A 13,099-nucleotide genomic window follows, 5' to 3' on the forward strand; every position below is an offset into this window, starting at 1 on the left:
CGTTGGAAGGGACTTGTTAACCTTCATTTCCTATCGCTTAGAAGGCCCCGCGGCGATGTCTCTAGCTCTTCCAGGACCCATGCGTATTCCCAGGACAAACTTCTCACAGGCTGCTTTGCATGATGCAAACCAGGCGGATTACTTCGATGATCCGCAGGACGATGCGTTGAGCGGTATGCCCACCCATGAGGCGGAACCCGCCGACCCCTATCAGCTGTACGAGGCGCCAGCGGCGCCCCGCCGTCCTGCCAACCAGCAGGCCGAAACCGCGAGCCGTGCCACGCGCCTTTACGGACACGGCTCGGCCTACGCTCCTGCACAGGTGACGTCGACGATGAGCGAACCCTTGCCGACCCTTTCCGAGATTGCCGGCCACTACGGCGATTCGACCTGGGAGAGCCATTTCTTCCTGGCGCCAAACGTCCGCTTCACCCGCACGCCGGAGCGTGAGTTCATGAAGCGGCGCGCGCCGTTGGTGGAGGAAAGCGAAACGGCAATCGAAGCTGAGGAAGCAGCTGTCGCTGTGGTGTCGGAGGCCGCGCCGGCTAACGTGGAAGCCGTGGAGCCCGTTGTCGCGGCTCCGGCTGAGCCTGCGCCGGTGGAAGCCTCTACCCCCGCCATTGAAGACGTGCCGCCGGCCGAGGTCACGCTGCCGTCCTATAGCCCGTCCGAACTGCTGCGCATGCTGACCAACCAGCTGCCGACCTGGACCGCCGCGCAAAACACGATCGAGCCGGCAATGCTCGAGCGTGCAGAGGCCGATGACGCTGTCGCGCTTGCGCCGGTTCTGACGACACCGATCGCCGTTTCCGCGCCGGTCGCAGAAGCGCGGCCAGCGGCCGAAACACCCGCCGATCAGGGTGCCCAGCATTCGGTCTTCCTGTCGGATTTCGCCTTCTTCGAATTTGGCCCGGCCGACGATGCGGAGGTCGTCGCCGAAGACGCCACCCATCCGAAACCCTTTGTCGAGACGCCCGCGTCGACACCGATGACGCCCGTTGTGGCCACCGTCGTTGCTCCCGCTGCTGTCGCCCCACCGGCGCCGGTACGCCCGGTCGAAATTCGCCGCATGCCGCCGACGGCGATTACCTCGCTGTTTCGCGTGGTCGACGTCCGCGGCGCAAAGCCAGAGGCTGCCGCGGTTTCGCATGAGCAAGCTTCGCCGGCGGCGCACGCTCCAGCCGTTGAGCCGGCGCATCCTGCCGTTGCCGATGTGTTAGAAGCCATGGCTGCGGCTGAGCCCGAGATCGTCGAGGCTGAACCGGTCGAGATCGAACAGCCCGCTCCCGTCGCGTCGAAAGCCGCGATCACCATGCCGGCGACGGTTACCCGTGCGCCGACCGGCATGCCGGCCATCGGTGTTGTCGAGCGCACATTTGCGGGCGACGCTTACGAATATCCGTCCGAGGAACTTCTGCAGGAGGCGCCGGTCGGTCAGGGCTTCTTCATGACGCAGGAGCAACTGGAACAGAATGCCGGCCTGCTTGAAAGCGTGCTGGAAGACTTCGGCGTCAAGGGCGAGATCATCCACGTTCGCCCTGGCCCGGTCGTCACCCTCTATGAGTTCGAGCCGGCGCCTGGCGTAAAGTCGTCGCGCGTCATCAACCTTGCCGACGATATCGCCCGCTCCATGTCGGCGCTTTCGGCTCGCGTTGCCGTCGTTCCCGGCCGCAACGTCATCGGCATCGAACTGCCGAATGCGACGCGCGAGACCGTCTACTTCCGCGAGTTGATCGAATCCGTCGACTTCCGCAAGACCGGCTACAAGCTGGCGCTGTGCTTGGGCAAGACGATCGGAGGCGAGCCCGTCATCGCCGAGCTTGCAAAGATGCCGCATCTGCTCGTTGCCGGCACCACCGGCTCGGGCAAGTCGGTGGCGATCAACACGATGATCCTGTCGCTGCTCTACCGGTTGAAGCCGGAAGAGTGCCGGCTGATCATGGTCGATCCGAAGATGCTCGAACTCTCCGTCTATGACGGCATTCCGCACTTGCTGACGCCTGTCGTCACCGACCCGAAGAAGGCGGTGATGGCGCTGAAGTGGGCCGTACGCGAGATGGAAGACCGCTATCGCAAGATGTCGCGGCTCGGCGTGCGCAACATCGACGGCTACAACCAGCGCGCAGCGGCTGCCCGCGACAAGGGCGAGCCTGTCATGTGCACCGTCCCGGCCGGCTTCGAAAAGGGCACCGGCGAGCCGCTGTTCGAGCAGCAGGAAATGGATCTCGCGCCGATGCCCTATATCGTCGTCATCGTCGACGAGATGGCCGACCTGATGATGGTCGCCGGCAAGGAGATCGAAGGCGCGATCCAGAGGCTGGCGCAGATGGCGCGCGCCGCCGGTATCCACCTGATCATGGCGACGCAGCGTCCGTCGGTCGACGTCATCACCGGCACGATCAAGGCCAACTTCCCGACCCGCATCTCCTTCCAGGTAACGTCGAAGATCGACAGCCGCACGATCCTTGGCGAACAGGGCGCCGAACAGCTGCTCGGCCAGGGCGACATGCTGCACATGCAGGGCGGCGGTCGCATCGCCCGTGTGCACGGGCCGTTCGTCTCGGATCTCGAGGTCGAACACGTCGTGGCGCACCTGAAGACGCAAGGGCGTCCCGAATACCTCGAAACCGTTACGGCGGAAGAAGAGGAAGAGGAGCCGCAGGAAGACACCCCGGTCTTCGACAAGAGTGCGCTTGCGTCGGAAGACGGCAACGAACTCTACGACCAGGCGGTCAAGGTGGTTCTGCGCGACAAGAAGTGCTCGACCTCCTACATCCAGCGCCGCCTCGGCGTCGGCTACAACCGTGCTGCCTCGCTTGTCGAGCGCATGGAGAAAGAAGGCCTCGTCGGCGCCGCGAACCACGTCGGAAAGCGCGAGATCATCTACGGCAACCGTGACCATATGAGCCCGCCCGACAACGACGACATGGATTGATCCGCCTCAACGGCTATCGATCAAGACGGCAAAGGCCGCGAAACTCTGGTTTCGCGGCCTTTGCCGTTCACGCAGGTGTTGCCGCGCCCACCCTCAAGGCTTCCCTCATGCCATCGGAGCGTTGAACACCGCTTCTATGGCATGGCCGTCCGGATCGATGACGTAGGCGGCGTAGTAATTGAAGCCGTAGTGCGGCCGCAGGCCGGGCGCGCCATTATCCCGGCCGCCGTATGACAAGGCGGCCCTGTGAAATTCGTCAACGGCGCGCCGGTTCGGGGCCACAAAGGCCAGATGGAAACCTGATCCAGGCGCTTTCTGGCCTTCCGGGCGAAACTTGATCGCCAGCTTGTCGCCGCCCCCTTCGAGACCATAGCCGACCGCCTGGTCCGGCTCGCCCGGTCGAAGGTCGTCCCACACGCGCACATAGCCAAGCGGCGCCAGCGCCGCGTCGTAGAATTTCGCGGCGCACTCGATGTCAGCGACACCGAGGGAAACGTGATGGAGCATCGGTCATCGACCCCGCTTGGACGTTGGAGGTGCCAACAGATGCCGAACGGCCCACAGATGCAAGGGCGGCCAGTGTCCTGAGCCCATGATCGTCCGGTACGTCCGTGTCGGGAGCGGGTTTCAATCGACCCGACCACCTCATTTCTGTTCGGGGAGATTGTTCACATGCGAGAATAAAAACGTTTATATTTTTTCTTGAAAACGTTTTTATTGGCTGTTACGCATAATCCAAGGGGAAGCTGCAAGCCTGGGAGGGTGCATGGCGACTGAGATGCACAGGGCGCGGCGCGCACCGCCACCGACGATCAAGACGCTGGCCGAGATGACGGGTTATTCCATCGCCACCATCTCAAAAGCGCTGCGCGAATCTCCGGTCGTCGCTCCAGCAACCAGAGACATTATCTACAAGGCGGCGCGCGAGGTCGGTTACCAGGCCAATGCGCGTGGCATGGCGCTGCGCACCGGCAAGAGTTTTCAGGCGGCCGTGCTGATGCCGGTGACCGCGGCGCGCGACTACGAATGGGACGGCGTCGAATATACCCAGACACTGAGCGGCATCAGCCAGGCACTTGATGGCACGGACTATCGCATGTCCGTGCACATCATCCGCGATGCGGCCGACGGCGCGGAAGCGGCGCGCCGGATCGTCGACCAGGGCCTGGCCGACGGTTTGATTTTTTCCGGCATTCTCGCCGAGGACCCGCGGATCGATCTGCTCGTCGCCGAACAGTTTCCCTTTGTTTCGATGGGGCGCTGCCGCAAGGATCTCGCCTACGCGCATGTCGATATCGACAATGAATGGGCCGCTTACGCGGCAACCGCCCGGCTGATCGCCGGCGGCCACCGACGGATCGCGCTCGTCAACCCGCAGCGACGGCTTTCCTATGCGCTCGACAGGATCGACGGTTTTGTCAGGGCCTTCCGGGAGGTCGGCCTCGATGCGCCGATGGAGCTGATCGCCGAAGGCGATCTCTCGACCCATTTCGGCCGGCAGACGGTGATCGATTTCCTGCAGTTCGACGACGCCCCGACCGCGTTTGTCTGCATCAACGAATCCACCACGCTCGGTGTCCTCTCGGGTCTTGGCGCCCTCGGACGCCAAGTCGGCGTCGACGTCGACGTCATCGCCTATGACGACATCAACGTCAGTGCCTATTTCACCCCGCCGGTCACGACTTTCTACCAGCCGATCGAGGTGCTCGGCCGCACGCTCGGTCAGTTCCTGCTGCGCCGCATGGAGGGTGAGGATCCCAAGGCGTTGCGGCAGGTCTTCCGGCCGACCCTGATTGCGCGCCAGTCCGATGACCTCGGCGGCCGCCTGAAACGTTAATCATCCAAGGAGGAGAACCATGAAAAAACTGATGATTGCCCTGGCCTTTGCGGCCCTTTCTTCCAGCGTATCCCACGCCGCCGATCTCGGCGGCAAGCTCTTGAAGGTCGGCTCCGACACGACATCGCCGCCGATGGAGAGCATCGATCCGGCAACCGGACAGGTCGTCGGCTTCGATGTCGACGTGCTCAACGCCGTCTGCGCCAAGATCAACTGCCAGGCCGAATTCATCACGACCGGCTGGGACGGCATCTTTGCAGCGCTTGACCAGGGCAGTTTCGACCTGGTCGCCTCCGGCGTCTCGATCACCGAGGAACGCAAGAAGGCGATGGATTTCTCCGATCCCTACATCGTCAACAGCCAGGCCGTGCTGATGCGGGTCGAAGATCAGGGCATCACGCTGGATCGCTTCAAGGACGCCGGCAGGAAGCTCTCGGCTCAGGCCAACACGACCGATGCCCAGGTTGCCGAGAGCGTCGTCGGCAAGGAGAACGTCGCCGCCTACGACACCTTCAGCGCTGCGATCATCGCGCTCAAGAACAAGGACGTCGACGGCGTCGTCATCAACGGTGCGAACGCCGCAGCTTATGAACGCGAATTCGCGGGCGAGCTGGTCGTTGCGATCAAGGATCTCGAATCCGATCCGCTCGGCCTCGTCTTCCGCAAGGGCGACGAAAACGTCGCGGCCTTCAACGAGGGCCTGAAGATGATCAAGGACGACGGCACGCTTGACCAGCTCATCAACAAGTACTGGGGCCTGAAGTAAGCTCCTTATGCCGATCGGACCCGGAACGCGCTCGCGCTCCGGGTCTTCCGTCTGTCTATCTATGCCCCCGGAGGAATGAATGTCGTTCCTGAGAAGCGTGCGTCCGAGCAATCTCATCATCCTGACCGCGCTGCCCTTTATCATCTATCTCTTCATTTCCTCCGGCGACTACCAGCGCTCGCTGCGGGCGATCCTCGGTGTCGAGAACGGTTCGTCCGCCTTCGTGCCGGGCTTTCTGGCACTGGCGATCGCGTTTGCCTCAGGCATCGCAGTGCTCGTGTTTTCGCGCGCCAAGGCGCCGCGCCCCCGGCTCGCGAACGTCGCCGCCGCGCTCAATCTTGCCGCCGCAGCCGTGCTGCTGATCGGCCACAACATCCACCCCTTCATCGCTTCGGTGGTCGCCAACGGCGTCGATCCGTTCAAGTCGACGCTGATCGCCAAGGGCGTGACCCCAAGGCAACTGACCGAAGCCGCCGACCTGATGGTGCGTGGCATCGAGGCCTGGCTGTTTCCTACCTATTTCGCGATTACCGTGATCGGCCTTGGCCTGTTCTTTCTGAGCAAGGGCCGGGGCGCCGATGACCGCGTGCGGCGCGTCGCGCGCTGGCTCATCGGCCTCGTCAACGGCGCGGGCCTGGTGTTCGTCTTCTTTTTTGCGCACATCGCCTTTGCGGCAGGTGTGGCGACCACGATCCGCGCGGCGATCGCGGCTTACATCCTGGCGGCCCTGATGGGCCTTGTCTGGGTCGGTCTGCTGCAATTGCGTTCGACGGTCAAAACAAGCCTCTATTTCGCGATCGCCACGCTGGTGCTGGCACTTGCCTCCGGCTGGTTCCTTATGCAGCCACGCGATACTTACGTGCTGGCCGGCACGCTCGAGGGCAAGGTCGGCATCGTCACCAACACGCCGGCGGGACTGATCAGCGCCGTCCGGTTCGGCCAGTATGACGGCGCGCCGCAGACGGAAACGCCGGTGCGAACCTTTGTCGGCCCGACCGAGGCGCTGGCCTCGATCGCTAAGGGCGAGGGCGTTTCGGCAGCACTGCTGCCGGTCGCTTCGGCGCCGGCCGACATGCCGGTGCTCTGGAAGACCGAAGCACTGAACGACCGTGATCGTGCTGCCGGCGTCACCGTCGCGGTGCTTGCGATTATCCTGGGGCTGCTGACCTTCGGCGGCTACCTGCACCAGCGCCACCCGCTGGCGATCGGGTCGGAGTTCATCGTCGATACGATCCGCGGCATCCCGATGCTCGTGATCGTGCTCTATGTCGGCCTGCCCTTGAGCGGAGCGCTGAAGGATGCCACCCAAGGCGTGCTCGATCCGCCGAACCTGATGCGCGGCATCGTCGCCATGGCGCTTGCCTATTCGGCCTATCTCGCCGAAATCTTCCGCTCGGGCATCAACGCCATTCCGGTCGGCCAAGTGGAGGCGGCGCGCAGCATCGGCCTCAATCGCTGGCAGACGGCGCGCCTTGTCGTGCTGCCGCAGGCCTTCCGCATCATCATTCCGCCGCTCGGCAACGAGCTGATCGCGATCCTCAAGGACACGTCGCTGCTCTCGATCCTATCGATCCGCGACATCACCCAGCGCATGCGTGAGTTCCAGTCGGCAAGCTTCCTGCCGTTCGCACCCTATAACTCGGCGGCGATCTTCTACATCTTCCTGACGCTGGCGGCCGCCAGCCTCGTCAACATGGTCGAGCGGAAATATGACATCAAGCACCGCTAGACGACCGACGGTCCTGATCACAGGCGCCTCCCGCGGGCTCGGCGCCGAACTGGCGCGGATCTATGCGGCGGACGGCTGGCGTGTCATCGCCTGTGTTCGGGGCTCGGCCCCGCACACAGGGACGGCAGATCGACTGCCGCTCGACGTTGCCGATCTCGCATCGATCGACGCGCTGGGAGAGGCGCTGCAGGGCGTCGCAATCGACGTGCTGATCAACAATGCGGCAGTGCGCGGCGATACGGGCGGTCTTTCGACGCTCGATACGGACGGTTTTCTCGACGTGATGCGGATCAATGCGCTGGCGCCGCTACTGGTGACGCGAGCGCTGATCGCAAACCTGCGGGCCGGCGAGCGCAGGGTCGTTGCCAATATCAGCAGCCGCGCCGGGTCGCTTGCCGAAGGCACGCTCGACGACGATGACGGCGATTATGCCTATCGCTGCTCGAAGGCGGCGCTGAACATGGCGACGGTCAAGCTGGCGCAGGATCTGAAAAGCGACGGGATCTCCGTGCTGTCGCTGCATCCAGGCTGGGTGCAGACGGACATGGGCGGCAGTGATGCCGTCGTTTCGGTGGCTGCGAGTGCAGCCGGGCTGAAGGCGATCATCGACAAGGCAGATATGGCCGCCAGCGGCAGTTTCCGCGCCTATGACGGGCGGCGGGTTTCGTGGTGACAAGACAGGCAGAGACAATGGCAGAGCGTGATTTGAAGACCGAGCAGGAACTGGCGACGATCCGGGCGTGGCTGAGCGATACCTACGGCATCGAGGCAAGTCTTTCGCCGCTGCCCGGCGAACATGATCTCAACTACCGGGTCTCGGGCGCCGATGGTCAGGAATTCCTGCTGAAGCTGCACGCGGACGGCGATGCGGATGACCTGGGTATGCAAGTGGCGGTGCTGGATCATCTGGCCACCAGGGCGCCGGGGTTGCCGCTATCGCGCGCGTTCAGCGACCGTACAGGCGCCGTAACCGGCAAGATCGAACTTCGCGGTCCGCGCACGGCGCGGCTCCTGTCGTGGCTTCCGGGAGATATTTGGGCGAAGGCGCCGGTGCGCAATGTGGCCAGTACGGAAAGCCTAGGTCGCCTGTTGGCCGGTCTTGATCGCAGCCTCGAAGGCTTCACCCATGCCGGCGCAAAGCGGCTCTATGCCTGGGACATCGGCCGGGCCGACATGCATCGCAAACACGTGGAACTGATCGACGGCGCTGAAAAGCGCGCGGCAGTTGACACGATCCTCGATCATTTCGGTTCGACGGTATTGCCACGCCTGACGACCTGCCCCATGCAGGTCATTCACAATGACGCCAACGACTACAATGTGTTGCTCGACGGTCAGGGCCAGGTCAGCGGTCTGCTCGATTTCGGCGACATGGTCGAGACCTTCCGGGTGATCGAGATCGCCGTCGCCTCGGCCTATGCGCTGATCGGGTCCGCCGATCCAGTCGGAACCGTTGCGGCCCTTGCCGGTGCTTATCATCAGGCCAACCGCTTGAGCGAAACGGAGGTCGAGCTTGTCTTCGATCTCGTGCTCACCCGCTACGCCGTCAGCATGTGCATGGCGGCAAAGCAGATCCGCGACAATCCTGACAACACCTACCTGCTCGTCAGTCAGGAGGACGTCTGGCGGGAACTGAACCGCCTGCAAGGCGAAAACAGGGCGATCGCCATCGCCCGCATCCGCGACGCCTGCGGGTTCTCTCCGATCCCGAGGGCCGCAGCCGTCGTGCGCTGGCTCGAAAAGAACGCGCATGATTTCGCGCCGATCGTTCGCCCTGATGTCGCCAGGCCGAAGGTCGCGGTGTTCGACTTTTCCGCATCCGGCCCCGAGGCGACGCAATGGGCGAGCCGCGATGCCGCAGAAGCCGAGGCGCGCATTATGGCGCAGATCGGCAGCGAGCGTGCCGCCTTCGGCATTGGGCTCTATGGCGAAGATCGCGGGATCTATCAGGGGGACGCCTACGCAACATCGGTTGCCGGCGCTCGACGCTCCGTGCATCTCGGCGTCGACATTTTCGCGCCGGCCGGAGAACCGGTTGCCGCTCCCTTTGCCGGCAAGGTTGCTTTCATCCATGACGATGCGGTCGCCTATGGTTTTGGCCCGACCGTTCTGATTGAGCATGAGATCGAAGCCGGTGCGCGCTTCTGGACCCTTTATGGCCATCTCGCGCGCGAAGGCGTCGCGAAGCTCTCGCGGGGCCAATTGATTGCCAAGGGCGAAGTCTTCGCCGCCTTTGGCTCGGCTGAGGAAAACGGTAACTGGGCGCCGCATCTGCATTTCCAGATTGTCACCGATCACCTCGGCCTCGGCGGTCAAATGCATGGCGTCGGCGTGCGCGACCAGTGGCAGGTGTGGCGCGAGGTGAGCCCGGATCCGAGCGTCGTGCTCGGCCTCTCGGTTCCGGTGTCGGTCATCGTTCCGCGCGACAAGGCGTTTCTGGTGCGCGAGCGCCATCGCCGCATCGGCCGATCGCTGAGCATCGCCTATAGCGCTGCACCCTTGAAAATCGTCGGCGGCGAGGGCGCGCATCTGATCGACGACGAGGGCACCCGCTGGCTCGACATGGTCAACAATGTCTGCCACGTCGGCCATTGCCACCCGCGCGTCGTCAAAGCCGCGCAGGCGCAGATGCAGAAACTCAACACCAACTCACGCTACCTGCACGATTCGCTGGTCGAGTACTCGCGTCGTCTCGCGGCGCAGTTTCCGGATCCGCTCAACGTCTGCTTCTTCGTTAATTCCGGCAGCGAGGCGAACGACCTCGCGATCCGCCTGGCGCGCGCCTATACCGGCAACCGCGATGTCATCACGGTCGATCACGCCTATCACGGCCATCTGTCGAGCCTGATCGACGTCAGCCCCTACAAGTTCGCCGGCAAGGGCGGTGAGGGGCAGGCAGCACATGTCAAGGTCGCCGAAATGCCCGATCTCTACCGCGGGCGCTATCGTTATGGCGATGAGCACGCGGGCCGGAAATATGCCGAGGACGTGCGAAATCAGGTGGCAGCCCTTGCCGCCGATGGTCGTCGCCCGGCGCTGTTTTTCAGCGAGGGCATTCTCGGCACCGGCGGGCAGCTGTCGCTGCCCGACGGGTACCTGCGTGAGGCCTATGCCCATGTGCGGGCCGCCGGCGGCCTCTGCCTTGCCGACGAGGTGCAGGTCGGTTTTGGCCGCGTCGGTAGCCACATGTGGGCGCACGAGCTGCAGGGTGTTACGCCCGACATCGTCACCATGGGCAAGCCGATCGGCAACGGCCACCCGATGGCGGCCGTCGTCACGACAGAGGCGATCGCCGCCTCGTTTGCCAACGGCATGGAGTATTTCAACACCTTCGGCGGCAATCCGGTTTCCGCCGAAATCGGTCTCGCCGTGCTCGACGTCATCCGCGACGAGCGGCTGATGCATCATTGCCGTGTCGTTGGCGACCGGCTGATGGATGGCGCACGGGCGCTTGTCGCAAAACATGCGATCATCGGCGACGTCAGGGGGCATGGCCTCTTCAACGGTATCGAACTGGTGCGCGACCGCGAGACGCTGGAGCCGGCGGCGCGCGAGCTCGACTTCGTCATTGCTGAGATGAAGCGTAAGCATCGCATTCTGCTCAGCAGCGAGGGGCCGCACCACAATGTGCTGAAGGTGAAGCCGCCGGCGCCCTTCAGCGCCGAGGATTGCGACCGCTTCCTCAATGCGCTCGACGAGACGCTCGGGCATCTAAGCGTCTGAGATCAAAAGCCAAAAGCGGCCACCTTCGGGTGGCCGTTTTTGTTGTCGCCCGTAGGCTTCAACAGCAAAATCGGATCGATGTGATTTTCTGCTTTACAAGAAAGTTAAACGTTTTTATCGTGTATATAAACGTTTAACTTAGTGCTGCGATCGTGCCGTTGGCATAGCAGCGCTGGCCGGCAGGGAGGGCCCGTTGGCAGCGATCCGCATCGAAAATTTGCGCAAAGGCTTTGGTTCGCTCGAAGTCTTGAAGGGTATCAATCTCGACATCGCCGACGGCGAGTTCGTCTGCTTCCTGGGCCCATCCGGCTGCGGCAAGAGCACGCTGCTGCGCTCGATCGCCGGCCTTGAGGATCTCGACGGAGGTTCGATCCGGCTCGGCGATCGCGACATCACCGATGTCGCCTCGGCCAAGCGCGACATCGCCATGGTCTTCCAGAACTACGCGCTCTACCCGCACATGAACGTGCGCAAGAACCTCTCCTTCGGCCTGGCGCTGAACGGCATGAAGCGCGACGAGATCGACCGTCGTGTCGACAACGCCGCCGACATCCTTCGCATCAAGGAACTCTTGGCCCGCAAGCCACGGCAGCTCTCGGGCGGCCAGCGCCAGCGCGTGGCGATCGGTCGTGCCATCGTGCGCGAGCCGAAACTCTTCCTCCTCGACGAGCCGCTGTCGAACCTCGATGCCGGCCTGCGCGTCACCATGCGCGTCGAGCTTGCCGCACTGCACGAGCGCCTCGGCGTGACGATGATCTATGTCACCCACGACCAGGTCGAGGCGATGACGCTGTCCGATCGGGTCGTCGTGCTCGACAAGGGCAAGGTCAGCCAGTTCGGCACGCCGCTCGAACTCTTCTACCAGCCGGCCAACCTGTTCGTCGCCGGCTTCATCGGCTCGCCACGGATGAATTTCGTCACGACCGAAGTGGCCGGGCAGGTCGATGCAGCCGTGACGCTCAATGGCGGCGGTCTCGTCCATCCGCTGACGCTCGAAATGCAGTCTGCGACACCGGTTGCCAAGCCCAAGTCCGTCACGCTCGGCATTCGTCCGGACAAGATCGAGCTGGTTTCGGCCGAGGAGGGCCATCTCGTCGGCGACGTGCGCCTGGTCGAGCGCCTCGGCACCGAAAGCCATGTCCATATCAGCCTTGCAAATGGTGGCGACATGACCGCCGTCGTGCGCGGTACCCATCCGGTGTCGGCACGCGAGCGCGTGCACCTGCGTCTGCCCGCCGAGCATTGCCATCTGTTCGACGGCGATGGCCAGGCGGTTGCCCGACGTCTCGATGGCGAAACGCAGGCGCTGATCAATCAGGAAAAGGCAAAGCGGGTCGCGTAACCCGAATGAGGAGGAGAAGCATGCTCAACAGGAAGTCGATCATCGGCTCGCTGATGGTTCTGGCGATGGCCGGAACCGCGACGGCCCGCGCGGAAGAGGTCTTGCGCTTTGCGACCTGGGACACGGACGAAAGCCTGGCGATCCAGCAGGAAATCGCCAAGAAGTTCGAGGAAAAGCATCCGGGCGTGAAGGTTCAGGTCGAACCCTATGCAGACGGCTACGACCAGAAGCTGATCGCCGCCTTCGGCGCCGGCAACCCGCCCGACGTCATGTATATGTGGAACTTCCCGCAATACTACACCTCGCTGAAGCCGCTCGACGATCTGATCGCCAAGGACGCCGCCGAGATCAAGCCGGACGATTTTCCGCAAGGCCTGATGAACACGGTTCGCGTCGAGGGCAAGACCTACGGCATGCCCTCGGGCTTCACCACGCAGGTCGTCTTCTACAACAAGGACATGTTCGCCAAGGCCGGCGTCGAGGAGCCGAAGGACGGCTGGACCTGGGACGACCTGCGCGCCAAGGCCGCCAAGTTCCGCGACGAGCCGAACAAGGTCTACGGCTTCGCCGTCGACGCCAAGCCCGACCCCTATGACTTCGAACAGTTCCTCTGGTCGAACGGCACGAAGTACATCTCCGACGATGGCAAAAAGATCGACGGCTACATGAACAGCGATGCGGCCGCGCAAGTGCTCGACATGTTCGCCGACATGGCCAAGACGCAGGAAGCGATCACGCTGAACCTCGGCGACGACACGTCGGGCAGC

The 13,099-nt window shown here is 63.4% G+C and carries 9 protein-coding genes; 8 read left to right on the forward strand and 1 reads right to left on the reverse strand.

The window, feature by feature from the left end; all coding sequences use genetic code 11:
* The first annotated feature begins 79 nt into the window (after nucleotides 1-79).
* The gene (locus VGO04_RS17750; protein WP_327497296.1) at nucleotides 80-2,935 is read left to right on the forward strand and encodes a DNA translocase FtsK; all 2,856 of its coding nucleotides are present in this window, start codon (nucleotides 80-82) and stop codon (nucleotides 2,933-2,935) included.
* A gap of 105 nt (nucleotides 2,936-3,040) precedes the next feature.
* On the opposite strand, the gene VGO04_RS17755 is transcribed toward VGO04_RS17750, so the two are convergent.
* Nucleotides 3,041-3,442 (reverse strand): VOC family protein, encoded by a 402-nt coding sequence (locus VGO04_RS17755; protein ID WP_327497297.1) that lies wholly within the window; start codon nucleotides 3,440-3,442, stop codon nucleotides 3,041-3,043.
* A 259-nt stretch (nucleotides 3,443-3,701) separates the two neighbouring features.
* Here VGO04_RS17755 and VGO04_RS17760 point away from each other — a divergent pair, with 259 nt between their 5' ends.
* The 7 genes from VGO04_RS17760 to VGO04_RS17790 all read left to right on the forward strand — a co-directional run.
* On the forward strand, nucleotides 3,702-4,772 hold the full coding sequence (locus VGO04_RS17760; RefSeq protein WP_327497298.1) for a LacI family DNA-binding transcriptional regulator: 1,071 nt from the start codon (nucleotides 3,702-3,704) through the stop codon (nucleotides 4,770-4,772).
* 19 nt (nucleotides 4,773-4,791) lie between these two features.
* Nucleotides 4,792-5,538 carry a transporter substrate-binding domain-containing protein gene (locus VGO04_RS17765; RefSeq protein ID WP_327497299.1) on the forward strand — a complete coding sequence of 249 codons (747 nt, stop codon included), beginning with the start codon at nucleotides 4,792-4,794 and terminating at the stop codon, nucleotides 5,536-5,538.
* Between the two features lie 79 nt (nucleotides 5,539-5,617).
* Entirely contained in the window at nucleotides 5,618-7,267 is a 1,650-nt protein-coding gene (locus VGO04_RS17770) for an amino acid ABC transporter permease (RefSeq protein ID WP_327497301.1), read from the forward strand.
* Entirely contained in the window at nucleotides 7,248-7,940 is a 693-nt protein-coding gene (locus tag VGO04_RS17775; RefSeq protein ID WP_327497302.1) for an SDR family oxidoreductase, read from the forward strand. Before VGO04_RS17770 ends, VGO04_RS17775 begins: the two co-directional genes overlap by 20 nt.
* Nucleotides 7,941-7,957: 17 nt before the next feature.
* Complete coding sequence (locus tag VGO04_RS17780; protein ID WP_327497303.1) at nucleotides 7,958-10,990, forward strand: aminotransferase class III-fold pyridoxal phosphate-dependent enzyme; 3,033 nt, start codon at nucleotides 7,958-7,960, stop codon at nucleotides 10,988-10,990.
* 193 nt (nucleotides 10,991-11,183) lie between these two features.
* Nucleotides 11,184-12,332, forward strand: a complete 1,149-nt coding sequence (locus VGO04_RS17785; protein WP_414650560.1) for an ABC transporter ATP-binding protein — start codon at nucleotides 11,184-11,186, stop codon at nucleotides 12,330-12,332.
* A 20-nt stretch (nucleotides 12,333-12,352) separates the two neighbouring features.
* On the forward strand, nucleotides 12,353-13,099 hold a 747-nt coding region (locus VGO04_RS17790), incomplete at its 3' end, for a sugar ABC transporter substrate-binding protein (protein WP_327497304.1).

This window comes from Ensifer sp. (assembly GCF_035999185.1).
GTDB lineage: Bacteria > Pseudomonadota > Alphaproteobacteria > Rhizobiales > Rhizobiaceae > Ensifer.

Coding starts and splice junctions, on each gene's coding strand:
- VGO04_RS17750 (WP_327497296.1), top strand. CDS start 80: ATGCGTATTCCCAGGACAAACTTCTCACAGGCTGCTTTGCATGATGCA.
- VGO04_RS17755 (WP_327497297.1), bottom strand. CDS start 3,442: ATGCTCCATCACGTTTCCCTCGGTGTCGCTGACATCGAGTGCGCCGCG.
- VGO04_RS17760 (WP_327497298.1), top strand. CDS start 3,702: ATGGCGACTGAGATGCACAGGGCGCGGCGCGCACCGCCACCGACGATC.
- VGO04_RS17765 (WP_327497299.1), top strand. CDS start 4,792: ATGAAAAAACTGATGATTGCCCTGGCCTTTGCGGCCCTTTCTTCCAGC.
- VGO04_RS17770 (WP_327497301.1), top strand. CDS start 5,618: ATGTCGTTCCTGAGAAGCGTGCGTCCGAGCAATCTCATCATCCTGACC.
- VGO04_RS17775 (WP_327497302.1), top strand. CDS start 7,248: ATGACATCAAGCACCGCTAGACGACCGACGGTCCTGATCACAGGCGCC.
- VGO04_RS17780 (WP_327497303.1), top strand. CDS start 7,958: ATGGCAGAGCGTGATTTGAAGACCGAGCAGGAACTGGCGACGATCCGG.